The following is a 25,127-nucleotide window of genomic DNA, read 5'->3' as shown; positions in this document are numbered from 1 at the left end:
GCGCCGCTCACAGCAGCGGGAACGCGCGGTTCGCCCGCGGCGGCACGTAGAAGTTCGCTCGCGCCGTCGTGCGCAGAATCGACAGCAGGCCGTTGTGCTCGCGGTCGGTGACGTCGTCGTGGTCGTCCCGGAGGTACCAGCCGTTCATCGCGCGCCGCGTGTGCCGGAAATCCGAGAGCGTCCGCTGGAGGCTGAGGAAGTGGACGCTCGGCTCGCCGCCGTCCGCGGAGTCGAAGTCCCGGCGCAGGAGCCGCGGGCGGCCGTCGCGGCGGGCGCGAGCGACCTTCTCGTGGTGGCCGGCGACGCCGTGCTCGGCGACCGACGCCGAGACGTCGTCGTCGAAGGGGACGGTGTCGGCGAGTTCCGCGACGTCCTCGGTCGAGAACGCCGGCGAGAACATCCGCGCGACGCGCTCGGCGTCCTCGAAGTCGTACCAGCGCTCGAGGTCGAGAGCGATCTGCGAGAGGTGCATCGTGGTGCCGCCGGCGAACTCGCCGTCCCGGATGGTGACGTCGTCCTCGGTGGCCTGGGTGCCGCGGCGCATCGAGTGGAAGCCCGTGAACATCGGCGCGTCCTCGGGGATCGGGAGGTCGCCGACCCCGGCGGCGTCGGCGAACGACGCGGGCGCGCCCTCGCCGATGAAGCCGGTGCGCGTGGCCTCGCGCTCGAAGACGGCGCCGAGGCGGTCGTCGCCGCCGGTGAACTGGTCGCGTTCGACGCGCCGGAGGCGGTCGGCGTCGTCGCTCGCGAGCACGAGCGCGGCGTCGAAGCGCTGGAGGTCGGGGTCGTCGGTCCGCGATAGCACGCGCGGGTGGGTGACCGGCGAGCGCTCGAGGGCGTCGACCCGGGCGAAGTACTCCGACCCCCACGCGAGGGTGTGGAGGACGCCGTCCGGCCCCCAGTCGTGGGCGGCCTCGACGCGCCGCATCGCGCGCTCGACGGTGCGGGCGGCGTCGACAGACGGGGAGTCCCGCAGCGAGAGCAGGGCGACCCGGTAGTGCGTGGCGGGCACGTGGTTGCCGTGCTCGTCCTCGCGCAGCGAGTCGTTCCAGGCGTGCTGGCGCGCCGGGACGTCGTGGGGGTTCTCGTCGAGGCCGAGGTCGGGTTCCCGGGGGGCGCGCTCGCTGAGCACGCGCGTGCACCCGGAGAGGCCGACGGCGCCGCTGGCCGCCGCCAGCGACGCCAGTGCATTGCGCCGTGATACCATCACACACAGTGAGGTGCTGGACGACCGAAAGTCTTGTTGCGGGACGCGCTCGGGTGTCAGTCCCGCGGGAACCAGACCTTTGTAGGAGCGGTCCGTCTGTGCTAACGATGCACATCCTGCACCTCGGCCTCGACCTCCCGATGCCGCGCGGCCAGGCAGTGCAGGTGCTGTGGACCGGAGTGGTGACGCTGTGCGCCGTCGGCTACCTGCTCTACCGCGACTACCGGGCGTACCGCGAACGGCGGGGTGAGTCGTCGTGAGCGTCCAGCGTCCGCGCGCGCTCGTCGCGCTCCGCGCGACCGTCTGGTCGCTGGCGGGCCTGCTCGCGCTCGCCCTGCTGACCGTCGGGACGGTCGCCCTCGTCGCGGAGATCAAGGGCACCTGGCACTGGATGATCCACCTCGAGTCCACCATCAGCTACGTCGGCGTGTTCGTCCAGTACGTCGTCGCCGCGCTCGTGCCGGCGTCCGTCGCGTTCGCGGTCGCCCGGTGGCGGTGGTCGCCGTGACGCGCGTCGGCCGCGTCGCCGGCGCCGCCGCGGTCGTCTCGGCGGCGAGCCTGCTCGTGCTCGTGGCCGCCGTCGGCGCCGTCGCGACGTTCGCGGAGCTCCGCGGCACGTGGTCGTGGTACCGCCAGATGGAACTCGTGGTCGCGGCGGCCGCCGAACCGGCGGTCGCACTGGCGGCCCTGACCGCGGTCGCGGCGTTCCTCGCGGCGGTCCGCGCGGCCTGACCCGGCGACCACCAGTTGTTTTATACGCCGCGGTGTGCTACTTCCTGCCATGGCGGGTGTACTCGACCTGGTGTACGTCGCGCTCGTGTTCCTGATGGCCGTCGGCGGCGTGTTCGGCGTCGCCCTGCTCACGCGGGACGTGACCACGGAGGGGGAGACGCGGTTCGGCCTCGCGATCGCGGTCGTCGTCTCCCTGTTCGTCGTCGGCGCCGCGCTCCCGCTCGTGATGTGAGCCCCGGGAGCGCGCTCGACGGCGGGTCACGCGACGGTCCGGAGAGGCGACCGGTCACGCGGTCAGTAGCTCGGCGGACTCCTCGGAGAGCTCCACGGTGACGTCCTGGCGGGTCTGCTCGCTAATCTGGTCGATGTTCCGCGTGAGCACGTCCAGGATGTCCTCGGGCTCCGGGTAGACGAGCATGTTCCCGTCGTCGTCCTCCATCACCAGCTGGGTGTCCGCGAGGTTCACCTGGTCGCGGTCGATGTGCGCGACGATGGCCGGTAGCTCCTCCGCGCCGCCCGGGTCGCCCTCCTCGACCATCGTGACGTACAGCGCGTCCAGCCCGATGAGGTCCTTGTACTCGCGGACGCGGCGCGCACACGCCACCATGTCCCGGGTCACGGCGGTCTTCTCGGGGTTGCCGTGCTCGCCGTCGAAGCAGTGCTTGCACACCCGCAGTTCCATCCGCATGCACGGAGGAAGGCGCGACGGCGGCTTCAACCTTCGCCCCCATCGTTGCGGGCCGGCTGTCGGAAGATTAACCACGCGGTCGGCCGAACGAACGGGCATGGCCGCACAGTCGCTCGCGAACCACGTCCGCGAGCTCGACGCCGGCGACCTCCGGTCGGTCGTCCACTACGAGGGCGACGACTACGACGTCGTCTTCCAGCGCGAGGACCTCGCCGAGGAGTACGCCGAATCCGAGTTCGAGGAGGTCGCGAAACACCTCGTCCTGAAGGGGTTCGACGACCCCCTCGACCAGCCCGAGTTCGCTCGGTTCGGTCACCTCGACGCCACCGTCCGGTGGTTCCACGACGTCGTCGTCATCCAGGTCCCCCTCGACGAGTGGTGTGGCGTCATCGCGGCGTTCGACCGCGACTCCATCACGGACACCGGCAGGCTCGTCGACGGTATCCTCTCGTTCGTCGAGGCGGAGTTCGACGACCACGAGGACCCCGACGCGGCCGCCGACGACCTCGCAGAGGAGTTCAGTCAGTAGGGCACCCACGCGGTCGGCTTGCTGTCGAGGCCGACCACGCGGAGCTCCCGGCCGTCATCGCCCGAGCGCGTCTGGACCATCCCGTCGTACAGGGGCGCGAGCGTGTCGAAGGGCTCCCTGTTGCTCGTGTCAAGGACGGCGAGACTCATCCAGTCCAGCCGGTCCACGTGGCCGTTGAAGACGTGCAGCAGCCGGTAGACGCGGCGCGGGTCGGCGTACATCAGCATCGTGGAGACGGTGGAGACGCCGAAGCGCGCGCGGTCGACCCGCTCCTCGAGCACCTGGAAGAGCCCGCCCAGGCGGATGCCGACGTCAGTGACGTCCCCGGGCGAGGAGACGTACTTCACGAGTTCCTCGTCCCCCACGCGGTTCCCGCGCTGGCGCGTGACGCAGTCGACGACCCCGGCACGACCGGCGTCGACTTGCGCCGAGACGTTCGGGGCGCGCTCCCTGATCCGGTCCGTGCTCTCGTGGGTGCCGACGACGACCGCGCCCTCGCCGCGCTCGCAGCCGTCGTCGAGCAGGGAGAGCGCGAGCCGTCGCTTCCCCGTCATGGAGGGTCCGCCGACCAGGAGGTTCGCCCCGTCCGGAATCCCGTCGACCGGGAGGACCTCACCGACGTCGTAGCCCATCGTCCGGCACTGTGAATCCCAGCGTCATATTCGTTGTCGCCGACGTAACAACACCGCCACGAGCGCGGCGCTCACTCCACTTCCCCGCGGAGCTCGGCCGCGAGCTGTTCGGCGGCGCGCTCGACGGCCTCGTCGCTGGACTGGCGCGGCTCCCAGCCGAGCGCGGACAGCTTCTCGATCGAGAGCCGCATCTTCGGGACGTCGCCCGTCCAGCCGCGGTCGCCGCCCGTGTACTCGTACTCGGGGTCGACGCCGAGTTCGTCGCTGACGACGTCCGCGATGCGGTTCACGGAGGTGGTCGTCCGCGTGCCGAGGTTGTAGACGTTGTAGTCGTCGCTGGCGTGCTCGACGACGTGGACCATCGCGTCCACGCACTCCTCGACGTGCATGTAGGACTTCTCCTGGCGGCCGTCCCCGAGAATCTCCAGGGTCTCCGGGTCCTCGAGCAGCTTCTCGACGAAGTCCGGGACGACGTTGCCGCGCTGGCGCGGCCCGACGATGTTCGCGAACCGGTACACCCACGACTGGATGCCGTGCGAGTGCGCGTACGTCGACACCAGCCCCTCGTCGGCGAGCTTGCTCGCGCCGTACACGGAGATGGGCTCCAGGGGCGCGTAGTCTTCCGGCGTCGGCATCGGCGCCTCGCCGTACACCGTCGACGACGACGTGAACGCCAGCCTGTCGACGCCGACCTCGCGCATCCGCTCGAGGACGTTGTACGTCATCTCCGTGTTCTCCTCGAAGAGCACGCGCGGCTCGCCGTAGTTCGTGTCCGTGTACGCCGCGAAGTGGAAGACGACGTCCACGTCCCCGGTGATGACGTCCGCGACGTCGTCCGCGTCGCGGACGTCCTTCCGCGCGAACTCGGCGCCGTCGGGCACGCGGTCCCGCGTCCCCTTCGAGAGGTCGTCCACCGCGAGCACGTCGTTGTCGGGAGCGAGCTCCGCGGCGAGGTGGGAGCCGACGAGTCCCGCCGCGCCAGTGACGACGACGCGCTTCCCAGACAGGTCCATACCGGAGGCACCCGCGCGCTCGGCAAGTGCCTTCCGATGCGCCGCGGTCGCTTCGCCGCCGTGGCCTCTCGCTGCCGGCTACGCGTCGACCCGGTCGGCGCTCCACTCCCAGAGCCGCGCCGCCAGGTCGTCGTCGCGCCCCGCCGCCGACGGCTCCGCGACCGCGCAGTCCTCGTAGTACGCGCCGTCCTCGGGCGCCGGGCCGGCAGCGAGGTACGTCGGCGTCGCGGCCGCCGAGCCCGGCGAGTCCACGACGCCGAACGTCAGCCGCCGCGGCACGACCGACAGCGCACGCATCACGGCGCGCACGCGCAGCGGCGCGTTCCGCCAGAGGCCGCTCGACGGCACGAACCCCGGGTGGCAGGCGACCGCCGTCGGGCCGTCGACGCGCCGCGGGAACTCCCGCGCGAACAGGACGTTCGCGAGCTTCGACCGGCCGTACGCGTCGAAGCCGTCGTAGTCGTCGACGCTCGTCACCGCGTCGAGGTCGAGGCTGGCGCGCCGGTGGACCGCCGACGCCACCGTCACCACGCGGCCGTCGTCGGGAATCACGTCCAGCAGTTCGGTCGTCAGCAGGAACGGCGCGAGGTGGTTCACGTGGAACGTCCGCTCGACGCCGCTGTCGGCGAGTTCGCCGTCGTCGAAGTGCGCGCCGGCGTTGTTCACGAGCACGTCCAGGCCGTCGACGCGCCCGGCGACGCGCTCCGCGAGGCCCCGGACCTGCGCGAGGTCGCGGAAGTCAGCGCTGAAGAACTGCGAGTCGGCGCCGAGCGCGCGGAGGTCGCTGGCGACGGCCTCGCCGCTGTCGCGGTCGCGGCCGTGCACGGAGACGTCCGCGCCGAGCCGGCCGAGCGCGAGCGCGACCTCGCGCCCGACGCCGCCGGTCGCGCCCGTCACCAGCGCGGTCGTTCCCGAGCAGTCCCGGCCCGCCAGGCTCGCGGCGACTTCCGGCCGAACCATGGGCGCGTGTTCGGCCACCGGGAGTATAAATCGCCTCCCGCGGCGCCGCGGCCCGGACTCCCGGCAGGGACCGCGCTCGCGGAGAGACTTTTCACGCTGTGCGCGTAAAGGGCGTGCATGGAGTCTCCCTACGACGTGCTGGGGGTCGACGAGGACGCCGACGACGGGGAGATCAGGCGCGCGTACCGCCGGCGCGTCAAGGACGCCCACCCGGACCAGGGCGGGTCCGCCGCGGAGTTCCAGCTCGTGCGCGCCGCCTACGAGGCGGTGCTGTCCGGCGAGGCGGACGTCGAGGCGGACGAGGACGGGTCCTCGGACGCGGCGCCGGACGTCGCCCAGCCCGCCTACGACGTCGAGCCGGACGAGGACTTCGAGCCGTGGTCGGAGTCCCGCGTCGAGTACCTGAACTACGCGGTCCTGGACGACTACGGCTGGGGGCTCGACGACGACGACCTCTTCGAGAAGGCGGGCGCCGCGGACCTCGACTCCGTGAACCACGGCGAGTTCGTCGTCGACCCCGGGGAGTCCCTCCTGGAGGCAGCCGAGGACCGCGGGTACGCGTGGCCGTACGCCTGCCGCGGCGGCGCGTGCGCGAACTGCGCGGTCCTCGTCGTGGACGGCAACCTCTCACAGCCCACCGACCACATCCTCTCGGCGGAGCTGCTCGACCGCGACATCCGGCTTTCCTGCAACGGCATCCCGACCACGTCGACCATGCGCGTCGTCTACAACGTCAAACACCTCCCCGGCCTCGAGGAGCTCCGGCTGCCGCCGTACCCCTTCGAGCTCGCGCACGCCGACGACTGACGCCGTCTCGACGCGCCAGCGGTGTCGGCGGCCCCGCCCCTCACTCCTCCGGGAGTTCGACCGTCTCGGTCAGGGCCCGCTCGCCGACAGTGACTTCGACGGTCACGGTGCCGTTTCCGGTCTCGTGAACCCGGTCCACGACGTCTGACGGCACGTCGAACACGAAGCCAGCGGACGCCCCTGCGCGAACGATGCGTCTGGCGTCGGTGCCGTCGTCCTCGTCGTACATGACCGCGGCGTCGAACCACGCCGGGGCGTCACCCCCGTTCTCGACGACGACCGCGACTCTCGTGTGGCTGTCCTCCGGTCCCTGCTCCTGCCGCATGTGGACGGAGTTCTCCGGCAGGTCGACGTCCAGGGACTCGCCGGCGGCCGCGGTCGGGACGCGAGTGAGCCCCGGGTCGGGCCCGACCTCGATGGTGTGGCTCGCGGTGGCGACGGTCACGCCGGCGGCCGACTGCACGGACACGTCGTAGACGCCCGCAGCGGGCGTGAAGGACGCGAAGCGGGAGAATCTCACGGGGACAGTCGTCGACCCGTTCCGGAACGCCGAGGCGGGCACTCGCTGAACGTGCGTCGCACCGTTCGGCCCGGTGACGCGCAACTGCAGTTCCGTTCCCCCTCCGTCGACGGTCACGTTCAACACCGGTGCGTGGTCGTGGAAGCCCGGTCTGGGGTCGAAGTCGTGGACACCCGATTCGACGCGCTCGACGGTGGCACTGCTCGCGGTGTACTGCGCGTACGCGCCGCCGGCCGCGGTGGCGAGGACCAGGACTGCCGCGACGACGACCGGGACGAATCGGGGGTCGGGCACACTCGAGTGCCGGACGGCGAGCCGTTCGGTCCCCCGCTGGATAGCGACAGCCGCGACGCCCGCGCCCACGAACGACACGGCGTACGTCAGGGCGTGGCCGACCGTGTGGAACGCGTACTGGACGCCCTGGACCTCGTGGCGGTACGCGGCCGCGATCAGGGGCAGCGTCACGAACAGGGCGACCAGCGGGAAGACGACCGACGCGGTCAGGAACTCGACGCGGTCGACGTCGCGGAGCGCGAGCACACCCCAGGCGAACACGCCGAAGACGAACGCGGACGCGTACGCGTACTCCTCCGGCGCGAGGTAGAGGTTCAGGGAGGTGTGGAACAGCTCCGCGACCACGAGCGGGGCCGTCAGGCCGGCGGCGAACACCGCGAGTAGGGTCGGGAACGCGCTCCGGGACTGCATGCGTCGTCTCCTCGCGGCTACGCGGGCGGCGAACAAAAAACCGCGTCCGGACTGGAACGGTCGATTGACCGACTCACCGACCGCTCGGACGCCGATGCGGCCGTCGCTGTGCGGACCCACGGGTGCCGGGCACGTGCTGGCAGCCCGGGTCCGAAACGCGTACCCCGGCGGGCCTCCTCTCCCGCGGTATGCAGGACAGCGAGCCAGTCGTCGTGCTCCGGTACGGCCACCGGCCGGGACGCGACGACCGCATGACCACGCACGTCGGCCTGACGGCGCGCGCGCTCGGCGCGGACCGCGTGATTCTGCCGGGCAACGCCGGCCAGTCCGCGGAGACGGTGCGGGACATCACGGAGCGCTTCGGCGGGCCGTTCGACGTCGACCTCACGGACGAACTCGACGCGACCATCCGGGACTGGGACGGCGTCGTCGTCCACCTCACGATGTACGGCGAGCGCGTCCAGGACGTCGAGGCGGACGTCCGCGACGCGCACGCCGACCGGCCGCTCCTGGCGGTCGTCGGCGGCGAGAAGGTGCCCTTCGCGGTGTACGAGCACGCGGACTGGAACGTCGGCGTGACGAACCAGCCCCACAGCGAGGTGGCGGGGCTCGCCGTCTTCCTCGACCGGCTCTTCGAGGGCCGGGAACTCGAACAGAGCTACGAGGACGCCGCCCAGCGCGTGGTCCCGCGGGCGCTCGGCAAGCAGGTCGAGGACGTCGAGGAGTAGGCCCGCCGCCCGGGGCGCAGGTGTCGTCGCCGACGGACCGCTTAACTACGTGCCGGCCCGATGCCGCGTATGGACGCCAGGGAGTTCTGCGAGTCGCTGGGTCTCGCCGCCGACCAGTGGTCGGTGGCGGCGGCTGACCGCGACCTGCGCGCGACCGACTGGGGGACCGACGACGACGGCGCCAGTCCGCCGGGCGCGGTCGTGTGGCCGGAGTCGACGGCCGACGTCGCCGCGGTGCTCGACCGCGCGAACGAGACCGGCGTCCCGGTGACGCCGTACGGCGCTGGCACCGGCATCGCCGGGAACGCCGTCCCCGTCGAGGGCGGCGTCAGCCTGGACCTGACGCGGATGGACGCCGTGCTGGACGTCCGGCCGGGGGACTTCCAGGTGGACGTCCAGCCGGGCGTCGTCGGCACCGACGTCGACGAGGCCCTCGAGTCCCACGGCCAGTTCTTCCCGCCGCTGCCGACGTCGGGCGCGATGGCGACCGTCGGCGGCATGGTGTCGACGGACGCCTCCGGCCGCCGCACGGTGAAGTACGGCACCGTCGGCGACTGGGTGCGGGAGCTCGAGGCCGTCGCCGCCGACGGCACCGTGTTCACGGCCGGGACGAGGGCGGTGAAGTCCTCCTCGGGGTACGACCTCCGGGACCTCGTCGTCGGCAGCGAGGGCACGCTCGCCGTCGTCACGCGCGTCACCCTCGAGACCGCGGGCATCCCCCGGGAGATCCGCGGCGGCCGCGCGGTCTTCGAGACGGTCGACGACGCCGCCGCGGCGGTCGCGGACGCGCGGCGCTCCGGCGTCGACGCCGCGTCCCTGGAGCTCGTCGACGCCGAGTGCGCGCGCATCGCCAACGACTTCCTCGAGACCGACCTGCCGGACCGCCCGATGGTGTTCGTCGAGTTCCACCGCAACCACGGCGTCGACGCCGAGATCGAGTTCTGCGAGGCCGTCTTTGCCGACCACGACCCGCTCGCGTTCGACGTCGTCGACCGCGCCGCGATGGCCGACCTCTGGGCGGTCCGCGAGGAGCTCGCCGAGGCCATCGTCCAGCACGACCCCGACCTCGTGTCGGTGCACTCCGGCGACGTCGCCGTGCCGCCCAGCGACTTCCCCGCGATGGTGTCGTACATCCACGAGCGCGCCGCCGAAGCCGGAGTGACCGTGCCGACGTTCGGGCACGCCGGCGACGGGAACGTCCACTTCGACGTGCTCGTCGACCCCGACGACCCCGGGATGGTCGACCTGGGGGACGCCGTCACCCACGACGTCGTCGAGCGCGCCATCGACCTCGGCGGCACGTGCACCGCAGAACACGGCGTCGGGAACACCAAGCGCGGCTTCCAGCGCAGCGAGCACGGCGACGGCGCCGTCGACCTCATGGCGCGCGTGAAAGGCGCCTTCGACCCGAACGGCGTCCTCAACCCCGAGAAGGTGCTGCCGGAGGACTGAGCCGGCGGCGGTGTAGATGCTGCCGGCGGACTGTGGGGGCGAACGGCGGCGTGCGTCGACGCGCGAGCGGCCGCGGGCCGTCGCGTTGCCGGCGGAGTAACAAGACTTAATGGCGGCGCGGACGGCGTTTCACGCAATGGCTTTTGAGGAGCTACTCGACGACCCCGTGGTTCAGAAGTACCTCCACGAGCTGGTCGGTCCGAAGGGGATGCCGGTCGCGGCCGCCCCGCCGGACGGCGAGGTGACCGACGAGGAGCTCGCGGAGCGGCTCGGCCTCGAACTCAACGACGTCCGCCGCGCGCTGTTCATCCTCTACGAGAACGACCTCGCGACCTACCGGCGCGTGCGCGACGAGGACTCCGGGTGGCTCACCTACCTCTGGACGTTCGAGTACGACAACGTCCCGGAGAACCTCCGCGAGGAGATGGAGCGGCTGCTCGACGCCCTCGTCGACCGCCGCGAGTACGAGCTGGACAACGAGTTCTACCTCTGCGAGGTGTGTTCGATCCGCTTCGAGTTCGCGGAGGCGATGGACCTCGGCTTCGAGTGCCCCGAGTGCGGGTCGCCCGTCGAGGCGATGGAGAACACGCACCTCGTGGACGCGATGGACGAACGCATCGAGAACCTGCGCGCGGAACTCGGCGTGAAGGCCTGATGGTCGTCCTCGCAACCAAGGTCTACGTCGAGGGGAACGCCCGCGAGCGCGCGCTGGACAGCCTGCGGTCGATGGTCGGCAACGACGTCGGCGACCTCGACGTCGCGTTCGACGTCGGCGTCCGCCACGACGACTTCCCGACCGTGACGCTGTCGGGGCCGGACGAGGTCGCCGCGCGGAACGTCCTCGCGGAGCGGTGGGGCGAGGTCACGCCCGAGTTCGCGGCCGGCGAGACGTACGTCGGCACCCTGGAGTCCTGGAGCGACGACGGCTTCCTGCTGGACGCCGGCGAGGACGTCCTCGTGCCCGCCGACGAACTCGGCCTCGGCCCGGGGACGCCCGCCCAGGTCCGCGAGCGGTTCGGGCTCGTGCAACACGTCCCCCTGCGGTTCACGTACGGCGACCCGCCGCGGCTCGCCGACGCCGAACGCGACCGGCTCTACGACTGGACGCGCGGCACCGGCCGCATCAACGTCAACAGCGCCACGCGCGGCGAGGTCCGGGCGACGGTCAACCGCGCGGGTCACGCCCAGGACATCGTCACCGTCGAGCGCCTCGGCCTGCTCGAACAGAGCGTCGTCTGCCGCGAGGACACCGACCCGCCGGGCCTGCTCGCGGCCGTCGGCGACTACCTCCCCGCGGAGCTGCTCGCCGTCGTCCCATGAGGAAGCTCCGGCTGGCCGTCGCGGTGGTGGCGCTCGCGCTGCTGGCCGGCTGCCTCGGCGGCGGGCCGACGCCCAGCGACCAGCAGCTCGCGAAGAACGCGACCTACGACTGGGACACGGACGCGGACGTCACCGTCGTCGTCGAGGGCGGCAAGTACCAGACGGTCGCGGACGTCAACGGCACCCAGAAGTTCCGGTTCGCGCAGTCCAGCGGCTTCGGCGGCCGCAACCCCCTGTTCATCTCGGCGGTGCAGTTCCGGTACCCGAACGGCACCGTCGTCGGCGCCGACCGCATCGACGTCGCCAGCCGCGACCAGCGCACCGTCGTCGAACTCCCCGCCGACGAGGGGACGTTCGCGTATACCGCCAACGCGGGGAGCCGGTCGGCCACCATCCCCCTCGACTTCGAGGGCTCCCACGAGGTGGTGCTGCCCGGCGGGATGCGCGTGTCGTTCCCGCTGTTCGGCAGCGTCTCCCCCGGCGGCTACGAGAAGACCGTCGAGGACAACCACGTCCACCTCTACTGGGACTCGCTGTCCTCGGCGACCATCAGCGTCAGCTACTACCTCGAGCGCGACCTCCTCTTGTTCGGCGGCGTCGTCGCCGTGCTCTCCGCGGCCGCCATCGGCGGCGTCGTCTACTACCGGCTGCGCATCCGCCGGCTGCAGCGCGAGCGCGAGCGCAGCGGCCTCGAACCCTGACGCGGCCGCCGCCCTGCCGAGTCGGCGAGCGGACGGCCGCCGGGCGTTCGCTCGGCGAGCGAGACGCTGGCCCGGCTCTCGGTCGGCGAGCGGACGGCAGTTGGCCTTTTGGTCGGGGAGCGCCTACGCCGCCACATGCAGGTAGCGCTGGTCACGGTGGGCGACGAACTCCTCGTCGGCGACACGGTGAACACGAACGCGTCCTGGCTGGGCGACCGCCTCGCGGAGCGCGGCGCGTCCGTCGAGCGCGTGGTCGTCGTCCCGGACGTCGAGGGCGCCATCGCCAGCGAGGTGGCCCGGTTCGCGGACGAGTACGACGCCGTCGTCGTGACGGGCGGCGTGGGGCCGACACACGACGATGTGACGATGGACGGGGTCGCCAGGGCCTTCGACCGCGACGTCGTCCGCCACCCGGACGCGGTCGCGTACTTCGAGGGCCACGACACCTACCGGTTCGACGACCTCACGGCGGGCACCGCCGACCTCCCCGAGGGCGCGCGCCTCCTCGAGAACGACGTCGGCGTCGCGCCGGGCGCGGTCGTCGAGAACGTCTACGTCCTCCCCGGGGTGCCCGACGAGATGAAGGGGATGTTCGAGGCCGTCGCCGACGAGTTCTCCGGGACGACGACCCACGTCGAGTTCGTGGAGGTCGACGCGCCCGAGAGCTCGCTGATTCCAGCGATGCGGGACCTCCAGGACGAGTTCGACGTGGTCGTCGGCAGCTACCCGGGGGAGTCGGTGCGCGTGAAGATCCAGCACGAGGACGAGGCGACCGTCGGCGCGGCGGCCGAGTGGTTCCGCGAGCGCGCGCCCGAGTGACCGCACGCGCTCGCGGGTTTACGCGTTCGTTCGTTTCGCCGAGAACTCCGGTCGTGGACGTCGACTGCCGAGCATTCCGGTGGTAGACGTCGACTCCGTCGAGCGTCGCGTTCGGGGACGTCGACCGGAGGCCCGACAGCCCTACCGGTAGAGGTACGCGGTCCACGCGGCGACCAGCAGCAGTCCGAGCAGCGTGACCGTCCACCCGACGACGCCGATCGGTAGCTCTCCGCCGCCCGCCGCACTCAACAGGAGGCTCATGGGCGGACGTTCCGCCCGGTCGTCCTTAACTGTTCTCGGTCCGGGCCCTCACTCGGCGTCGAGTTCGCGGACGAGTTCGACGACCTCGCGGCCGCGGACGTCCGCGCCGTCGTCCATCGAGACGAGGTAACCGCTGCGGTCCTCGACGGGGACGTGGACGACGAAGCCGTCCTCGAACAGCCGCACCTGCGCGCGGAGGTCGCCGAGCTCGTACAGCGTCTCCTGTCGCGCCGAACTGACGACCTCGAGGGCGAGGTCGCCCGCGATGTGGTCGATGGAGTCGGCGCCGTAGTCCTCCTGGACGTCCTCGCGCATGTACTCGACGTGCCAGTCCGTGCCGTCGTGGGCGCCGACGACGCGGAGCTCGTCGCTGAGCCGGTCGCGGAGCGCGGCCGCGACCTCGCGGGTAGCGGACATCGTTTCGACGGGGGAGACGCTGCTCAAAGTCTGTTCCGGATTCGACAACCGCGCGTCTTTTCGGCGGTCCGCCCCTACGCGAACGCATGCGAACTGTCGGCGTCGTGGTGAACCCGATCGCCGGAATGGGCGGCCGCGTCGGCCTGAAGGGCACCGACGGCAAGGTCGAGGCGGCTCGCGAGCGCGGCGCCGAGCCGCGCGCACCGGACCGCGCGCGTGCGGCGCTCGAGTCCCTGCGCGAGCACGCGCCGGACGCGGCGGTGCTGGCGTACGGCGGCGAGATGGGCGCCGAGGAGGCACGCGACGCCGGCTTCGACCCCGAGGTGGTCGGCGAGCCCGCGGGCGCGGAGACGACCGCGGCGGACACGAAGGCGGCCGTGCGCGCGTTCGCCGACCGCGGCGTGGACGTGATCCTGTTCGTCGGCGGCGACGGCACGGCGACGGACGTCGCGGACGCGCTCGCCGAGGCGGACGCCGACGTCCCGGTCCTCGGCGTGCCGGCGGGCGTGAAGGTGTACTCGTCGGTGTTCGCGGTGCGGCCGGACGTCGCCGGTCGCGTCGCCGCGGAGTTCGAGGAGACCGAGACCCGGGAGGTCAACGACATCGACGAGGACGCCTACCGCGACGGCGAGGTGCGGACGCGCTTGCAGGGCGTCGTCACGGTCCCCGTCGCCGGCGACGACGTGCAGTCCGCCAAGCAGGTGCACTCGGGGAGCACGGCCGCGCTCGCGGCGGCGGTCGCCGAGGAGATCCGGGACAGCGAGGGCGTGACGTACGTCCTGGGGCCGGGGAGCACCGTCGGGGACGTCGCGGACGCGCTCGGCGTGGACGCGTCGCCGCTCGGCGTCGACGTCTACCGGGACGGCGAACTCCTCGTGCGGGACGGCGGCGAGGCCGAGATTCTGGCGGCGCTCGGCGACGAGAACGTCGTCCTGGTGTCGCCGATCGGCGGCCAGGGGTTCGTGTTCGGGCGCGGCAACCAGCAGCTCTCGCCGGCGGTCATCGAGCGCAGCGAGGTGCGCGTGCTCGCGTCGCCGCGGAAGCTCGACGAGACGGGCGTGCTGCGCGTGGACACCGGCGACGAGGCCCTCGACGAGTCCCTGCGCGGCTGGCGGCGAGTCAGGACCGGCCGGTTCGAGGAACGGATGATGAAAGTCGTGTAGGCGGCGTCGGTCTCGCGTAGACGGCGTCGGTCGACGTGGCGGCGTGGCGCCCAGGTGCGGCACTCGGTCGCAGTGGTGGTTGTGTGCGTCCGCTAGTCGTCTTTCATCGACTGCAGCTTGTCGACGAGTTCGTCGCTGTCCGCGTCCGCGTCGAAGCTGACGCTGCCGTCGTGGTCGTTCTCGTGGACGTTGACGCCCCGGTCCTCGTCGGCGTCCACGCTCTGGTCCTGCTGTTCGGACTCGTCGTAGCTCCCGAAACCCATGTCTCGCGGGAGGGCCGTTGCCCGGAAAAGGCTCCCGGAATCCCGCCGTACACCGGACCCTCCCTGCCAGTTCGTGTCACTCCACGGCCATCGCGAGCTCTCGCCGGTCCTCGCGAGTGCTCCCCGACCCTCGCGAGTCCTCGCCGCCCAGCGGCGGCCTGCCGGGCCCGGCTCGCGCTCGCCGCCCAGCGTGATTAAGGCAAATATAAGGAAAGAGGGGCAAGACTAAGGTCGTTCCAGCGCGTCCTGGCGCGTATGGAGACCCGGAAAGTCCAGCGGCTCGGGCCGTCGACGCTGGCGATGACCTTGCCGGCGGAGTGGGCGCGCAAGCAGGACGTCGAGAAGGGCGACGAGGTCACCGTCCGCGAGAGCGGGAAGGGCTCGCTGACGGTCACCCCGGAGTCCGCGCACGGCGAGGAGACCGAGGCGACCATCCACGCCGAGAACTTCGACGCCGACGCCGTCGAGCGCGCCATCGTCGGCCAGTACGTCCTCGGGCGGCGCATCATCCACGTCGAGAGCGAGGAGACGCTGCAGTCCGAGCACATCAACGCCGTCTACAAGGCCGAGACCCAGCTCATGGGCCTCGGCGTCGTCGAGGAGACCCCCGACCGCATCACCATCCGGTGCTCGGTCGACCCCGAGGACTTCGACCTCGACAACCTCCTCGAGCGCCTCGAGAACACCGGCTCCACGATGCGCGAGGAGGCCGTCAAGGCGCTCGCGCACGGCAGCCCGGACGTCGCCCAGCGCGCGCTCAACCGCGAGCGCCAGGCGAACAAGATCTTCGTGCTCCTGTTGCGGCTCATCTTCACCGCCTACCAGAACCCGAGTCTCGCGCGCGCGGTCGGCCTCGACGACGGCTTCCCGCTGATCGGCTACCGGTCGGTCGCGAAGAACCTCGAACTCACCGCGGACAACGCCGAGGACATCGCCGAGATCGTCCTCGAGGCCGACGACCACTCGCTGGACGTCGACCAGGCGACGATGCGCCGCATCCGCGAGTTCACCGACCAGGTCGACGAGATCACCGCCGCGGCGGTCGACGCCGTCGTCACCAGGGACTACGACGCCACCGTCGAGGTCCGCGAGCTGTTCGCGGAGCTCGGCGACCGCGAGGGCGACATCCTCGCGGACCTCCCCGAGCTGGACAACGACGACCTCCTGGAGGTCCGCGAGGTGCTCGTGAGCCTCCAGCAGACCGCCCAGTACGCGATGCGGAACGCCGAGATCGCGGCGAACCTCGCGCTCAACGAGCAGTCCGAACACACGACCATCGACTGACTCGCGGCGACCGGACCGTCGGTCGCCGGACGGGAGTCAGGTCTGCTTCTCCGCTTCCAGTGGGTTCCGCGACGCCAGCGAGCACGGGAACGTCGGGTGTTCGGCGAAGTGCCGCACCAGCATGTGCCGGCGCGACCCCGTGACGCCCGCGCTGGACAGGTCGTCGGCGTCGAAGCGTGCGGGCAGGCGCTCGAAGAGCCGCCGCGCCTCCGCGAAGCTCTCGAACACCGTGGAGTTGCCCGTGGAGTCCGCGCCGCGACGCTCGACGACGTAGCTGCCGTCCTCGCGGTGCTCGCAGGCGGTGCGGAAGAATTCCTCGCGTCTCGTCAGCGCGTCGCCGACGGCGTCCCGCAGTTCGGCGGCGTGTTCGCGGGACAGCTCGATCGTTTGGCCGTCGACGGTGACGCAGATGTCGCCGCCGTCCGGCTCGACGGCGATGGACTGTTCACTCTCGGAGAACTCGACCAGGAGCGTGGGTACTCCGGTTCATACTCCCTGCAAGCACGCCGCGCCGTAAAAAGCTACCTCCCCTGGCAACGCCGGACGGAGTCGGAAGTCCGCTCGCCGTGGCCGGACGGAGTCGGGTCGGCGTCGCGGGTCCGACCCCGAGGCCGGAGGAGTCGAAGTCCGGGGTCCGACCCCGAGGCCGGAAGTGACAGGAAGTTCCGTCGCTCACGCGCGGCCCTCACGCGGCGGCGCCGCGCGCGAGGATGCCGTCGTCCGTCGTCGTCGAGTCGTCGCTGGTCGTCGAGTTGTCGCTGGTCGCGGTGGTGCCGTCGCCGGACGTGGTTCCGTCCTCCTCGGACGTCGTTCCGCTCGTCGTGCCGTCGCCGGTGGCCTCCCCCTCGCTCGTGGTGGCGTCGCCGTCGCCGGTCGTTCCCTCGCCGCCGTCGCTGCCGCCCTCACCGCTCGCGTCGGCCTTCGTGCCGAACATGTCGGTCTCGATGGTCTTCGTGTACGTCATTCCGTCCAGCGGCACGCGGACCGGGTCGTCGCTGCCCGGCGGCTCGACCTCCGCGTAGAAGTCGATGCGGAGCTCCGTCGTCTGGTCGTTCCGGACGTGGCTGACCCACCACTCGTCGAGGCGCTCGTTGGACATCGCGGTCGGCGTCTCCACGACGCGGGAGGTCTTCCCCGGGATGGTCGTGGTGTCCTCGGTCTCGCCGCTGCCGACCTGGACGTCGTTCATCGTGATGTTGTAGCCGACGTTCGAGACGACGACCGGCGACGCCTTCGGATTGTACACCCGGAACTCGATGTCGATGGGCGTCTCCGCGGCCGTCACCTCGCCCCAGGAGGCGTTCGTGCGCTCGATGACCAGCACGGGGTCCTCGACGAGCGGCGCGTCCGCGTTCACCGGTCGGTCCTCGCTCGAGTTGAACTGGCCGATCACGTCCGTCTCGATCGTCCGCGAGGCCGGCTGGAAGGACGTCGACTGCCCGAGCGTGCTCGACCGCACCGTCGCGTCGACGGTCATGGCCGTTGTCTCGCCGTTCCGGACGTGGCTGACCCACCACTCGGGGACGCGGTCGTTCTGGAGGTACGTCGTCAGGTTCACCGTGGAGTTCCCGGCGCCGACGCCGACGCCGCGTTTCTCGCCGCGAGCCATCTCCACGTCGTTCATCGACACCGCGTAGTCGACGCGCAGGCCGCCGAGCCTGACGCCGACCGGGTTCGGGTTCTGCACGACGAGGTCCGTCTCGATGGCGGTCTCGGCCTCGTCGACGTCCCCGAAGCGGTTCTCGACGCGCTCGACGCTCGGCACGCCGAGGACGCCCGCGGCGAACGCGCCGCCGACCACCAGCCCCAGCCCCCCGAGCACCGTCGCCGCGATGCGTAGCTTGCTCCCGAACAGCAGCGCGCGTGCGTCCATACCCACACCGCTGCACTATCGCGTTGAAAGTCTGTCGGCCCCTCGCGGCGCCGCTCGCGGCGCCTCGGCGCCCGTGGTGCGCTGCGAGTAGAACCAATTAAGGGGAGTCCCGCGCAACGCTCCCGCATGCCCACTGGGTCCACGCAGGAGTCGGACATGGGAATCGGGATCGGGATGGCGCTGGGGCTGCTCGCCGTCGCCGCGTCCGCGTACACGTTCGTCGCGGCCGGGCAGTTCCAGACCGCCCTCGGGTTCGCCGCCGCCGTGACGCTCTCGGTGCTCTGCGTCGCCGCCTTCCACGTCTGGGGCTGACACGGACTGCAGGGAGCGGAAACGATAAACCGACGAAACGCGTAGTTCGGTCCGAATGACCGACGACTACACCGACGAGGAACGCCGGATCCTCGAGTTCCTCCGCGAGAGCGTCGAGCGCGGCGAGCGCTACTTCCGCGCGAAGAACATCGCCGAGCACCTCGGGCTCTCCTCGAAGCAGGTCGGTGTGCGCCTCCCCGAGCTCGCCGAGAAGTCCGAGGACGTCGACATCGAGAAGTGGAGCCGCGCCCGGTCGACCACGTGGCGCGTCGAACCCGCGTAGCCAGCTTTCTGCCCACGGTTTCGCACCGGACCGGAGCCGTGGCGCCGCGTCGGTCGCGCCGCGCGCGTGCACGCACTCCCGCTACCGGCGTCTTTTTGCGGCCGGCGGGCGAAGTCCGCGTATGACCGTTCGGGTGGAACGCACCTTCGACGTGTCGGCGTCACCGGAGGAGGTGTGGGCGTTCATCTCTGACCCCGAGCAGCGCGCGGCCGCCATCAGCGTCGTCGACAGCTACGAGCGCGACGGCGACACGACGATCTGGCACGTCCGCCTGCCGATTCCGGTGGTGCGGTCGACCATCGAGGTGGAGACCCGCGACGTGGAGGTGCGGCCGCCCGAGTACGTGAAGTTCGTGGGGAAGTCCCGCGTGTTCTCCGTGACCGGCGAGCACGAGGTCGCCGCCGCGGACGGCGGGTCGCGGGTCACGAACACGTTCGTCGTCGACGGCGGGGTGCCGGGCGTCGAGCGGTTCTTCCGGCGGAACCTCGACGAGGAACTCGACGGCCTGCAGCGAGCGCTGGAGGCGGAGGCCTGACGTGGACGTCGCGCTCGCCCAGCTACACGTCGAGGGGGCGGCCGTCGACGCCAACGTCGACCGCGCCGTCGCCGCCGTCGAGGAGGCCGCCGCGGCGGGCGCCGACCTCGTCTGCCTGCCGGAGCTGTTCAACGTCGGGTTCTTCGCGTTCGAGGCCTACCGGGACCTCGCGGAGCCCCTGGACGGCCCGACGCTGTCGGCGGTCCGGGACGCCGCCGTGGACGCGGGCGTGGCGGTGCTCGCCGGCAGCGTCGTGGAGGACCTCGCCGCGACCGACGGCGGGCCAGCCGACGAGGGCCTCGCGAACACGAGCGTCCTCTTCGACGCCGGCGGGGACCGCCTGCTCGCGTACCGGAAACACCACCTCTTCGGCTACGAGTCCGCGGAGGCGGAGCTGTTGACGCCCGGCGAGGCGGTGCCGACCGCGGACCTCGGCGGGTTCACGGCCGCCGTGACGACGTGTTACGACCTCCGGTTCCCGGAGCTGTACCGCGGGCTCGTCGACGACGGCGTCGACCTCGTGCTCGTGCCGTCGGCGTGGCCGTACCCGCGCGTCGAGCACTGGACGCTCCTGCCGCAGGCCCGCGCCGTCGAGAACCTCGCGTACGTCGCCGCGGTGAACGGCAGCGGCGACTTCGGGGACGCCGAGCTGCTCGGCCGGTCGACCGTCTACGACCCCTGGGGGACGCCGGTCGCTTCGACCGGCGACCAGCCCGGCGTCGTGTACGCCGACCTCGACCCCGGGCGCGTCGCGAGCGTCCGCGAGGACTTCCCGGCGCTCGACGACCGGCGTCGCTGACGTCGAGCCGCCACCCGTCGCCGCGAGGCGGTCTCCTCGCGGCGGGACGCGCGTGGATACGTGAATTTAAGTGCGGTCGAGCGCAACTGTCACCTGCCGGCTTTCGACGCTTTTCTCGTCGAACCGGCAACGAAACACGTCCACGTCCGCTCCGCGTCCGGCGACGCGGCCGCGCTCCCGGCCCGCGGCCGCGACGCGACACCGCGACCGCCACACCCTTCCGCCTCCTCTCTCCCCACGCTCTCGCGTCGCCCCGCAGCGCTCGGTCCGTCCGGACGGGCGTCGATACCCCCGGCTGGAGTCGGGACTGACGAGCGCGCAGAAGCAGAACCGTCGACGAGGACGAGCGTCCGGACGCACCCACCGGGACCGGTCGCGGGAAGTCCGGCGGCAGTCGGGCCGTCACCGCTCGTCTGTCACCGCTCGTCTGTCACCGCCGGACGGTCGACGGCGGATCGGTCGACCGCTCGCCGGTCTCTCGGCTCCGGCTGTCGGCCGGGGTCTCCCTCAGTCGTCCTCTGTCTTGATGTCCGCGGAGAGGCCCTGGGCCATCTGGATGTCCTTGGAGTTGTTGAGCGTCCACGCGGTGCGCTCGGTGACGGCCTCGATGACCTCGCGGGCGCTCGGGTAGCCGTTCCCGGACTTCTTCACGCCGCCGAACGGCAGCTGGACCTCCGCCCCGATGCAGGGGAGGTTGCCGTACGCCAGCCCGACCTCGGCGTTGTCGCGGAAGTAGTTGACCTGCCGGTAGTCCTCGCTGATGACCGCGCCGGCGAGGCCGTACGGCGTGTCGTTGTGCAACTCGACGGCGCGCTCGATGTCCCCGGAGTACTCGATGAGCGCGACGTGGGGCCCGAAGACCTCCTCTTTGATGCAGCGGAGGTCCGGGTCGTAGTCGACCTCGTAGACGAACGGGCCGACCCAGTTGCCGTCCTCGTGGCCCTCGGGAATCTCGTCGGCGTCGAACGTCGCGCGGTCGACGAGCACGTTCGCGCCCTCCTCGCGGGCGAGGTCGTTGTACTTCTGGATCTTCTCGACGTGCTCGGGCTCGATTGCCGGCCCCATGAACGTGTTCTCGTCGAGCGGGTCGCCGACCGCCACGGACTCGGCGACGTCGACGAAGCGCTCCTTGAACTCGTCGTAGACGTCCTCGTGGACGATGAGGCGCTCGCTGGACACGCAGCGCTGGCCCGTCGTCTTGAACGACGACATCACCGCCGAGTGGACCGCGATGTCGAGGTCCGCCTCCTCGGTGACGATGATGCCGTTCTTCCCGCCCATCTCGCAGGCCGCGAGCTTGCCCGGCTCGCCGCCGACCTTGCTCGCGATCTCGTGGCCGACCTCCGCGGACCCCGTGAACAGCACGGTGTCGATGCGCTCGTCGTCGACGATGCGCGCGCCGGCGTCGCCGAAGCCCTGCACCATGTTGAAGACGCCGTCCGGGATGCCGACGTCGTCGAACATCTCGGCGATGATCTGGCCGCACCACGGCGTCTGCTCGGCGGGCTTCCAGACGACCGTGTTGCCCTCCACGAGCGTGACTGCCATGTGCCAGAACGGGATGGCGACCGGGAAGTTCCACGGCGTGATGCAGCCGACGACGCCGCGGGGCTTCCGCCGCATGTACGCGTCCTTCTCGGGGATCTCCGAGGGGACCACGTCGCCTTTCGGGTGGCGGGCGTCGCCGGCGGCCCACTCGACCATGTGCCAGGCCTCCGTGACGTCGGCTTTCCCCTCGCTGATCTCCTTGCCGCACTCCTTGGTCACGACCTCGCCGAGCTCCTGGTGGCGGTCCTTGAGCTCGTGGTAGATGTCCCAGAGGTACTCCGCGCGGTCGATGCGGGACATTCCCTGCCAGGTCTCCTCGGCGGCGTCGGCCGCCGCGACCGCGTCGTCGACGTCGGCTTCGGTGCCGCGTCGGAACTCGCCGAGCGTCTCGCCGGTCGCGGGGTTGCTGCTCTCGAACGTCTCGTCCCCGTGGCCGTCGACCCACTCGCCGTCGATGTAGTGCTGGTACGTCATCGTCTATGAACTGGAACCACGACGGTGAAAAAGGTACACCTTCCATGGGCGGCCGGCGACGTCTCACTCGCCCGACCAAAACGAGTTTCAGCGAGTCGATAAGTGGGTGGCGGTCTTCGGTCGACGCGATGGACGCGGACGCGTACCTTGACCGCATCGGCGTCGCCGACGCGGCGGGGGAACTGGACCCGACCCACGGGACGCTCGGACGCCTCGTCGCCGCGCACGTCGCGGCCGTCCCCTTCGAGAACCTGGGCATCGTCGGCGACCCGCACGGCGGACGGGGCGGCCGCGGCGTCACCCTCGACCTCCCGGCCCTCTACGAGAAGGTCGTCCGCGATCGCCGCGGCGGCTTCTGCTTCGAACTGAACGGCCTGTTCGGCTGGCTGCTCGCCGAACTCGGCTTCGACGCCGACCGGTGTGCCGCGCGCGTCGCCGACGAGGGCGAGTTCGGCCGCCCGCCGGCCAACCACCACACGGCGGTCGTCCACTTCGACCGGTCGTACCTCGCGGACGTCGGCACCGGCACGCCCCAGGTCCGCGAACCCGTGCCCCTGGACGGCAGCGTCGTCGCGGACGCCGCCGGCGTCGAGTGGCGCGTCGACCCGGACGACACGCCGCTGTCGGACGCCGTCCTCAGGCTCCGCGAGCCCGGCGGCGACTGGCGCGTCCGCTACCGGTTCCGGACCGAACCCCGCCCCCTCTCTTTCTTCGCGGCGACCTGCGAGTTCCTCGCGCACGAACCGGACGGGACGTTCACGAGCGGTCCCCTCGTCCAGCGGTCCACGCCCGACGGCTGGGTGGCACTCGACGCGGACGCCCTCACGCGCGTCGCCGGGCGCGAGCGGACGGAGACCTCGGTGCCGCCCGCGGACTGGCACGCGGTGCTCGCCGACGAGTTCGGCCTCCGGCTGTGATGGTTACTGGCTGTCGTCGCGCGCGCTCGCCGCCTTCTCGATCTCGCCGGTGAGCGCCGCCTGGTCGAAGGCGTGGTCTGGCCGGATCTGCACGAACCCCAGGAAGTCCTGGGCGTCCAGCAGCGCGTCGGCGTTCTCCGAGCGCGTCCGCTCGCCGTCCGCGGGCACGTAGCTGTCCAGTGCGGCCTCGACGGCGGTCCGCGCGCCGACCAGCGGCTCGAGGGACGCCAGCGCGGACGCCAGGTCGTAGCCCCGCGCGCGCTCGATGCCGTCCGCGGCGACGTTCGTCGCGTCGATGAAGTAGAGGTCGCCGTCCGCGACGAGGACGTTCTCGCCGCGCAGGTCGCCGTGGGCGACGCCGTGGGCGTGCATCGTCGCCAGCGCCTCGAACAGCGCCGGCGCGTGCGCCTCGACGTCCGCGTCGGGCAGGTCGTCCAGCGGCCGGAAGTCCGGGAGGTACTCCAGGACGAGCACGCCGAGGCCGTCCACCTCGAAGGCCTCCACGGGCTCCGGCGCGTGCACGCCGAGGTCGCGGAGCTTCCGGGTCGCCGCCAGTTCGTGCTCGGCCATCTCCACGGGGCCGTCGAACGGCTCGAAGAACCCCTCGCGCCCGCTGGAGAACGCGCCGAGGTTCCGCGCACCCGTGAACAGGGCGTGCACGAGCGCGTTCTGCCCGGAGATCACCTTCACGAACCACCGGTCGTTCACCACGCAGGGCGTCGAAAGCCAGTTGTCCGTCTCCAAGAACGTCACGCGCACCGACTCCTGGTCGTAGCGGTCGGCGACCTCGCGCGCGACGGCCTCGAGGGAGCCCCAGGGGACGGTGCCGCGGACGAACTGGCGGATGCTCACACCGGAGGAACGTGACCGGCGGATAAAACTGCGGCGGCGCACGAGGGCGCCGGCAGGCCGCCGCGTCCCGGGGTTCCTCACGGTCGTTCCGGTGTGTTTATGCGGTCGGTGGCAAAGCTTGCAGTATGGACTTCAGCCTTCCCGACGAACACCGGATGATCCGGGACACCGTCAGGGAGTTCTGCGAGTCGGAGATCGAGCCGATCGCGTGGGACATCGAGGAGGAACACCGGTTCCCCGCGGAGATCTTCGACGAACTCGCCGACCTCGACGTGATGGGCGTCCCCATCGACGAGGAGTACGGCGGCCTCGGCGGCGACCAGCTCATGTACTCGCTCGTCACGGAGGAGCTCGGCCGCGTCTCGGGCTCCATCGGTCTCTCGTACGCCGCGCACGTCTCGCTGGCGTCGAAGCCCATCGAGCTGTTCGGCACCGAGGCCCAGAAGGAGCGCTGGCTGCGCCCGCTCGCGGAGGGCGAGTACCTCGGGTCGTGGGCGCTCACCGAGCCGGACAGCGGCAGCGACGCCAGCGACATGGACACCACCGCCGAACGGGACGGCGACGAGTACGTCCTGAACGGCACCAAGCAGTTCATCACGAACGCCTCCGTCGCGGGCAGCGTCCTCGTGAAGGCCGTCACCGACCCGGACGCCGGCTACGGCGGCATCTCCACGTTCATCGTCGACCCCGAGGAAGACGACGGCTTCGAGGTCACGACGGAGTGGGACAAGATGGGGCTGAACGCCTCACCCACCTGCGAAATCAAACTCGACGACTGCCGCCTCCCCGAGGACCGCCTGCTCGGCGAGGAGGGCGACGGCTGGGAGCAGACGAAGAAGACCCTCGACGGCGGCCGCATCTCCATCGCCGCGCTCTCGACGGGCCTCGCGCAGGGCGCGTTCACCGCGGCGAAGGAGTACGCCGTCGAGCGCGAGCAGTTCGGCCAGCCCATCTCGGAGTTCGACGCCATCCGGAACAAACTCGTGGACATGCACCGGAAGACCGAGCGCGCCCGCCTGCTTACCCACCGGGCCGCCAGCAAGTACGACGCCGGCGAGTCCGTCACCCGGGAGTCCGCGCTCGCGAAACTCGACGCCAGCGAGGCCGCCCGCGAGGTCGCCGAGGACGCCGTCCAGACGCTCGGCGGCTACGGCTACACCACGGACTTCGCGCCCCAGCGGTTCTTCCGGGACGCGAAGCTGATGGAGATCGGCGAGGGCACCAGCGAGATCCAGCACCTCGTCGTCGGACGCGAACTCGGGCTCTGAGCGGCCGGCGCGAGCAGTCCTCCGGCCGCCGTCGCGCTCGCGACGGGCGCTCTGACCGCCGTCCG

Annotated in this window: 32 protein-coding genes; 20 read left to right on the top strand and 12 right to left on the bottom strand. The window is 71.4% G+C overall.

The genetic code is table 11. From position 1 onward, the window contains the following. Positions 1-7 precede the first annotated feature (7 nt). Entirely contained in the window at positions 8-1,207 is a 1,200-nt protein-coding gene (locus tag U5911_RS10110) for a DUF7405 family protein (RefSeq protein WP_336036913.1), read from the bottom strand. A gap of 107 nt (positions 1,208-1,314) precedes the next feature. Here U5911_RS10110 and U5911_RS10105 point away from each other — a divergent pair, with 107 nt between their 5' ends. From U5911_RS10105 to U5911_RS10090, 4 genes are read left to right on the top strand one after another with little or no spacing between them, the layout of a single operon-like run. Next, positions 1,315-1,467 carry a hypothetical protein gene (locus U5911_RS10105; RefSeq protein ID WP_336036912.1) on the top strand — a complete coding sequence of 51 codons (153 nt, stop codon included), beginning with the start codon at positions 1,315-1,317 and terminating at the stop codon, positions 1,465-1,467. Then, positions 1,464-1,715 (top strand): hypothetical protein, encoded by a 252-nt coding sequence (locus tag U5911_RS10100; protein ID WP_336036911.1) that lies wholly within the window; start codon positions 1,464-1,466, stop codon positions 1,713-1,715. The genes U5911_RS10105 and U5911_RS10100 overlap by 4 nt, the downstream gene beginning before the upstream one ends. Beyond that, positions 1,712-1,939 (top strand): hypothetical protein, encoded by a 228-nt coding sequence (locus tag U5911_RS10095; RefSeq protein ID WP_336036910.1) that lies wholly within the window; start codon positions 1,712-1,714, stop codon positions 1,937-1,939. The genes U5911_RS10100 and U5911_RS10095 overlap by 4 nt, the downstream gene beginning before the upstream one ends. Before the next feature lie 49 nt (positions 1,940-1,988). Continuing rightward, positions 1,989-2,171: a hypothetical protein gene (locus U5911_RS10090; protein WP_336036909.1), complete on the top strand. Its 183-nt coding sequence runs from the start codon at positions 1,989-1,991 to the stop codon at positions 2,169-2,171. Positions 2,172-2,225: 54 nt separating this feature from the next. Here the strand turns inward: U5911_RS10090 and U5911_RS10085 are convergent, their stop codons facing one another. Continuing rightward, entirely contained in the window at positions 2,226-2,627 is a 402-nt protein-coding gene (locus U5911_RS10085; protein ID WP_336036908.1) for a hypothetical protein, read from the bottom strand. A gap of 97 nt (positions 2,628-2,724) precedes the next feature. Between U5911_RS10085 and U5911_RS10080 the strand changes: the two genes are divergently transcribed. After that, entirely contained in the window at positions 2,725-3,156 is a 432-nt protein-coding gene (locus U5911_RS10080; protein ID WP_336036907.1) for a DUF7522 family protein, read from the top strand. Here U5911_RS10080 and U5911_RS10075 read toward each other — a convergent pair. The 3 genes from U5911_RS10075 to U5911_RS10065 form a co-directional block, all read right to left on the bottom strand. Further along, complete coding sequence (locus U5911_RS10075; protein ID WP_336036906.1) at positions 3,150-3,788, bottom strand: RAD55 family ATPase; 639 nt, start codon at positions 3,786-3,788, stop codon at positions 3,150-3,152. The genes U5911_RS10080 and U5911_RS10075 overlap by 7 nt on opposite strands. A gap of 71 nt (positions 3,789-3,859) precedes the next feature. Then, positions 3,860-4,801: an NAD-dependent epimerase/dehydratase family protein gene (locus U5911_RS10070; protein WP_336036905.1), complete on the bottom strand. Its 942-nt coding sequence runs from the start codon at positions 4,799-4,801 to the stop codon at positions 3,860-3,862. Between the two features lie 78 nt (positions 4,802-4,879). Continuing rightward, positions 4,880-5,761: an SDR family NAD(P)-dependent oxidoreductase gene (locus tag U5911_RS10065; protein ID WP_336036904.1), complete on the bottom strand. Its 882-nt coding sequence runs from the start codon at positions 5,759-5,761 to the stop codon at positions 4,880-4,882. Positions 5,762-5,878: 117 nt separating this feature from the next. Between U5911_RS10065 and fer the strand changes: the two genes are divergently transcribed. Continuing rightward, entirely contained in the window at positions 5,879-6,568 is a 690-nt protein-coding gene (gene fer / locus U5911_RS10060; protein ID WP_336036903.1) for a ferredoxin Fer, read from the top strand. Between the two features lie 40 nt (positions 6,569-6,608). On the opposite strand, the gene U5911_RS10055 is transcribed toward fer, so the two are convergent. Then, on the bottom strand, positions 6,609-7,793 hold the full coding sequence (locus U5911_RS10055; protein ID WP_336036902.1) for a hypothetical protein: 1,185 nt from the start codon (positions 7,791-7,793) through the stop codon (positions 6,609-6,611). A gap of 188 nt (positions 7,794-7,981) precedes the next feature. Here U5911_RS10055 and U5911_RS10050 point away from each other — a divergent pair, with 188 nt between their 5' ends. The 6 genes from U5911_RS10050 (at position 7,982) to U5911_RS10025 (ending at position 12,813) form a co-directional block, all read left to right on the top strand. Beyond that, positions 7,982-8,521: a tRNA (cytidine(56)-2'-O)-methyltransferase gene (locus U5911_RS10050; RefSeq protein ID WP_336036901.1), complete on the top strand. Its 540-nt coding sequence runs from the start codon at positions 7,982-7,984 to the stop codon at positions 8,519-8,521. Positions 8,522-8,590: 69 nt separating this feature from the next. After that, on the top strand, positions 8,591-9,973 hold the full coding sequence (locus U5911_RS10045; RefSeq protein WP_336036900.1) for an FAD-binding oxidoreductase: 1,383 nt from the start codon (positions 8,591-8,593) through the stop codon (positions 9,971-9,973). 136 nt (positions 9,974-10,109) lie between these two features. Continuing rightward, positions 10,110-10,628, top strand: a complete 519-nt coding sequence (locus U5911_RS10040; protein WP_336036899.1) for a transcription factor — start codon at positions 10,110-10,112, stop codon at positions 10,626-10,628. Further along, positions 10,628-11,293, top strand: a complete 666-nt coding sequence (locus U5911_RS10035; protein WP_336036898.1) for a DUF2110 family protein — start codon at positions 10,628-10,630, stop codon at positions 11,291-11,293. The genes U5911_RS10040 and U5911_RS10035 overlap by 1 nt, the downstream gene beginning before the upstream one ends. Next, the gene (locus tag U5911_RS10030) at positions 11,290-11,994 is read left to right on the top strand and encodes a DUF5803 family protein (RefSeq protein WP_336036897.1); all 705 of its coding nucleotides are present in this window, start codon (positions 11,290-11,292) and stop codon (positions 11,992-11,994) included. The genes U5911_RS10035 and U5911_RS10030 overlap by 4 nt, the downstream gene beginning before the upstream one ends. 135 nt (positions 11,995-12,129) lie before the next feature. Continuing rightward, positions 12,130-12,813, top strand: coding sequence for a competence/damage-inducible protein A (locus tag U5911_RS10025; RefSeq protein WP_336036896.1), 684 nt, complete (start codon positions 12,130-12,132; stop codon positions 12,811-12,813). Positions 12,814-13,122: 309 nt separating this feature from the next. On the opposite strand, the gene U5911_RS10020 is transcribed toward U5911_RS10025, so the two are convergent. Next, positions 13,123-13,491 carry a DUF7522 family protein gene (locus U5911_RS10020; RefSeq protein ID WP_336036895.1) on the bottom strand — a complete coding sequence of 123 codons (369 nt, stop codon included), beginning with the start codon at positions 13,489-13,491 and terminating at the stop codon, positions 13,123-13,125. A gap of 86 nt (positions 13,492-13,577) precedes the next feature. Between U5911_RS10020 and U5911_RS10015 the strand changes: the two genes are divergently transcribed. Next, positions 13,578-14,654, top strand: coding sequence for an ATP-NAD kinase family protein (locus U5911_RS10015; RefSeq protein ID WP_336036894.1), 1,077 nt, complete (start codon positions 13,578-13,580; stop codon positions 14,652-14,654). A gap of 92 nt (positions 14,655-14,746) precedes the next feature. On the opposite strand, the gene U5911_RS10010 is transcribed toward U5911_RS10015, so the two are convergent. After that, on the bottom strand, positions 14,747-14,917 hold the full coding sequence (locus U5911_RS10010; protein ID WP_336036893.1) for a DUF5786 family protein: 171 nt from the start codon (positions 14,915-14,917) through the stop codon (positions 14,747-14,749). Between the two features lie 255 nt (positions 14,918-15,172). Here U5911_RS10010 and U5911_RS10005 point away from each other — a divergent pair, with 255 nt between their 5' ends. Continuing rightward, positions 15,173-16,201, top strand: a complete 1,029-nt coding sequence (locus U5911_RS10005) for a phosphate uptake regulator PhoU (RefSeq protein WP_336036892.1) — start codon at positions 15,173-15,175, stop codon at positions 16,199-16,201. Positions 16,202-16,237: 36 nt separating this feature from the next. Here the strand turns inward: U5911_RS10005 and U5911_RS16805 are convergent, their stop codons facing one another. Together U5911_RS16805 and U5911_RS09995 are read right to left on the bottom strand one after the other, a co-directional pair. Continuing rightward, complete coding sequence (locus U5911_RS16805; RefSeq protein ID WP_418771534.1) at positions 16,238-16,639, bottom strand: DUF7528 family protein; 402 nt, start codon at positions 16,637-16,639, stop codon at positions 16,238-16,240. Between the two features lie 247 nt (positions 16,640-16,886). Beyond that, a complete protein-coding gene (locus U5911_RS09995; RefSeq protein WP_336036890.1) occupies positions 16,887-18,074 on the bottom strand; it encodes an LEA/WHy family protein in 1,188 nt (395 codons plus the stop codon). A gap of 126 nt (positions 18,075-18,200) precedes the next feature. Here U5911_RS09995 and U5911_RS09990 point away from each other — a divergent pair, with 126 nt between their 5' ends. The 4 genes from U5911_RS09990 to U5911_RS09975 all read left to right on the top strand — a co-directional run bounded on the left by U5911_RS09990 (position 18,201) and on the right by U5911_RS09975 (position 20,003). Beyond that, positions 18,201-18,386, top strand: coding sequence for a DUF7525 family protein (locus U5911_RS09990; RefSeq protein WP_336036889.1), 186 nt, complete (start codon positions 18,201-18,203; stop codon positions 18,384-18,386). Between the two features lie 55 nt (positions 18,387-18,441). After that, positions 18,442-18,669, top strand: coding sequence for a DUF7123 family protein (locus tag U5911_RS09985; protein ID WP_336036888.1), 228 nt, complete (start codon positions 18,442-18,444; stop codon positions 18,667-18,669). Between the two features lie 121 nt (positions 18,670-18,790). After that, positions 18,791-19,204, top strand: coding sequence for a CoxG family protein (locus U5911_RS09980; protein ID WP_336036887.1), 414 nt, complete (start codon positions 18,791-18,793; stop codon positions 19,202-19,204). A gap of 1 nt (position 19,205) precedes the next feature. Next, positions 19,206-20,003 (top strand): carbon-nitrogen family hydrolase, encoded by a 798-nt coding sequence (locus tag U5911_RS09975; RefSeq protein WP_336036886.1) that lies wholly within the window; start codon positions 19,206-19,208, stop codon positions 20,001-20,003. A gap of 507 nt (positions 20,004-20,510) precedes the next feature. On the opposite strand, the gene U5911_RS09970 is transcribed toward U5911_RS09975, so the two are convergent. Then, positions 20,511-22,025, bottom strand: coding sequence for an aldehyde dehydrogenase family protein (locus U5911_RS09970; protein ID WP_336036885.1), 1,515 nt, complete (start codon positions 22,023-22,025; stop codon positions 20,511-20,513). Positions 22,026-22,153: 128 nt separating this feature from the next. Here U5911_RS09970 and U5911_RS09965 point away from each other — a divergent pair, with 128 nt between their 5' ends. Continuing rightward, a complete protein-coding gene (locus tag U5911_RS09965) occupies positions 22,154-22,942 on the top strand; it encodes an arylamine N-acetyltransferase family protein (RefSeq protein WP_336036884.1) in 789 nt (262 codons plus the stop codon). Positions 22,943-22,945: 3 nt separating this feature from the next. Here the strand turns inward: U5911_RS09965 and U5911_RS09960 are convergent, their stop codons facing one another. Next, positions 22,946-23,794, bottom strand: coding sequence for an RIO1 family regulatory kinase/ATPase domain-containing protein (locus tag U5911_RS09960; protein WP_336036883.1), 849 nt, complete (start codon positions 23,792-23,794; stop codon positions 22,946-22,948). A gap of 125 nt (positions 23,795-23,919) precedes the next feature. Between U5911_RS09960 and U5911_RS09955 the strand changes: the two genes are divergently transcribed. Next, positions 23,920-25,062: an acyl-CoA dehydrogenase family protein gene (locus U5911_RS09955; protein ID WP_336036882.1), complete on the top strand. Its 1,143-nt coding sequence runs from the start codon at positions 23,920-23,922 to the stop codon at positions 25,060-25,062. Positions 25,063-25,127: the final 65 nt, after the last annotated feature.

The sequence above is a fragment of the Halobacterium yunchengense genome (genome assembly GCF_037031165.1).
Taxonomy (GTDB): domain Archaea; phylum Halobacteriota; class Halobacteria; order Halobacteriales; family Halobacteriaceae; genus Halobacterium; species Halobacterium yunchengense.
The sequence above is the reverse complement of the archived record's forward strand: the minus strand, read 5'-3'. Positions and strand labels throughout refer to the sequence as shown.

Bases quoted from the DNA above. Each gene is read 5' to 3' on its own strand.
- U5911_RS10110 (WP_336036913.1), bottom strand. From the start codon at position 1,207: ATGGTATCACGGCGCAATGCACTGGCGTCGCTGGCGGCGGCCAGCGGC.
- U5911_RS10105 (WP_336036912.1), top strand. From the start codon at position 1,315: ATGCACATCCTGCACCTCGGCCTCGACCTCCCGATGCCGCGCGGCCAG.
- U5911_RS10090 (WP_336036909.1), top strand. From the start codon at position 1,989: ATGGCGGGTGTACTCGACCTGGTGTACGTCGCGCTCGTGTTCCTGATG.
- U5911_RS10085 (WP_336036908.1), bottom strand. From the start codon at position 2,627: ATGCGGATGGAACTGCGGGTGTGCAAGCACTGCTTCGACGGCGAGCAC.
- U5911_RS10080 (WP_336036907.1), top strand. From the start codon at position 2,725: ATGGCCGCACAGTCGCTCGCGAACCACGTCCGCGAGCTCGACGCCGGC.
- U5911_RS10075 (WP_336036906.1), bottom strand. From the start codon at position 3,788: ATGGGCTACGACGTCGGTGAGGTCCTCCCGGTCGACGGGATTCCGGAC.
- U5911_RS10070 (WP_336036905.1), bottom strand. From the start codon at position 4,801: ATGGACCTGTCTGGGAAGCGCGTCGTCGTCACTGGCGCGGCGGGACTC.
- U5911_RS10065 (WP_336036904.1), bottom strand. From the start codon at position 5,761: ATGGTTCGGCCGGAAGTCGCCGCGAGCCTGGCGGGCCGGGACTGCTCG.
- fer (WP_336036903.1), top strand. From the start codon at position 5,879: ATGGAGTCTCCCTACGACGTGCTGGGGGTCGACGAGGACGCCGACGAC.
- U5911_RS10055 (WP_336036902.1), bottom strand. From the start codon at position 7,793: ATGCAGTCCCGGAGCGCGTTCCCGACCCTACTCGCGGTGTTCGCCGCC.
- U5911_RS10050 (WP_336036901.1), top strand. From the start codon at position 7,982: ATGCAGGACAGCGAGCCAGTCGTCGTGCTCCGGTACGGCCACCGGCCG.
- U5911_RS10045 (WP_336036900.1), top strand. From the start codon at position 8,591: ATGGACGCCAGGGAGTTCTGCGAGTCGCTGGGTCTCGCCGCCGACCAG.
- U5911_RS10040 (WP_336036899.1), top strand. From the start codon at position 10,110: ATGGCTTTTGAGGAGCTACTCGACGACCCCGTGGTTCAGAAGTACCTC.
- U5911_RS10035 (WP_336036898.1), top strand. From the start codon at position 10,628: ATGGTCGTCCTCGCAACCAAGGTCTACGTCGAGGGGAACGCCCGCGAG.
- U5911_RS10030 (WP_336036897.1), top strand. From the start codon at position 11,290: ATGAGGAAGCTCCGGCTGGCCGTCGCGGTGGTGGCGCTCGCGCTGCTG.
- U5911_RS10025 (WP_336036896.1), top strand. From the start codon at position 12,130: ATGCAGGTAGCGCTGGTCACGGTGGGCGACGAACTCCTCGTCGGCGAC.
- U5911_RS10020 (WP_336036895.1), bottom strand. From the start codon at position 13,491: ATGTCCGCTACCCGCGAGGTCGCGGCCGCGCTCCGCGACCGGCTCAGC.
- U5911_RS10015 (WP_336036894.1), top strand. From the start codon at position 13,578: ATGCGAACTGTCGGCGTCGTGGTGAACCCGATCGCCGGAATGGGCGGC.
- U5911_RS10010 (WP_336036893.1), bottom strand. From the start codon at position 14,917: ATGGGTTTCGGGAGCTACGACGAGTCCGAACAGCAGGACCAGAGCGTG.
- U5911_RS10005 (WP_336036892.1), top strand. From the start codon at position 15,173: ATGGAGACCCGGAAAGTCCAGCGGCTCGGGCCGTCGACGCTGGCGATG.
- U5911_RS09995 (WP_336036890.1), bottom strand. From the start codon at position 18,074: ATGGACGCACGCGCGCTGCTGTTCGGGAGCAAGCTACGCATCGCGGCG.
- U5911_RS09990 (WP_336036889.1), top strand. From the start codon at position 18,201: ATGCCCACTGGGTCCACGCAGGAGTCGGACATGGGAATCGGGATCGGG.
- U5911_RS09985 (WP_336036888.1), top strand. From the start codon at position 18,442: ATGACCGACGACTACACCGACGAGGAACGCCGGATCCTCGAGTTCCTC.
- U5911_RS09980 (WP_336036887.1), top strand. From the start codon at position 18,791: ATGACCGTTCGGGTGGAACGCACCTTCGACGTGTCGGCGTCACCGGAG.
- U5911_RS09970 (WP_336036885.1), bottom strand. From the start codon at position 22,025: ATGACGTACCAGCACTACATCGACGGCGAGTGGGTCGACGGCCACGGG.
- U5911_RS09965 (WP_336036884.1), top strand. From the start codon at position 22,154: ATGGACGCGGACGCGTACCTTGACCGCATCGGCGTCGCCGACGCGGCG.
- U5911_RS09955 (WP_336036882.1), top strand. From the start codon at position 23,920: ATGGACTTCAGCCTTCCCGACGAACACCGGATGATCCGGGACACCGTC.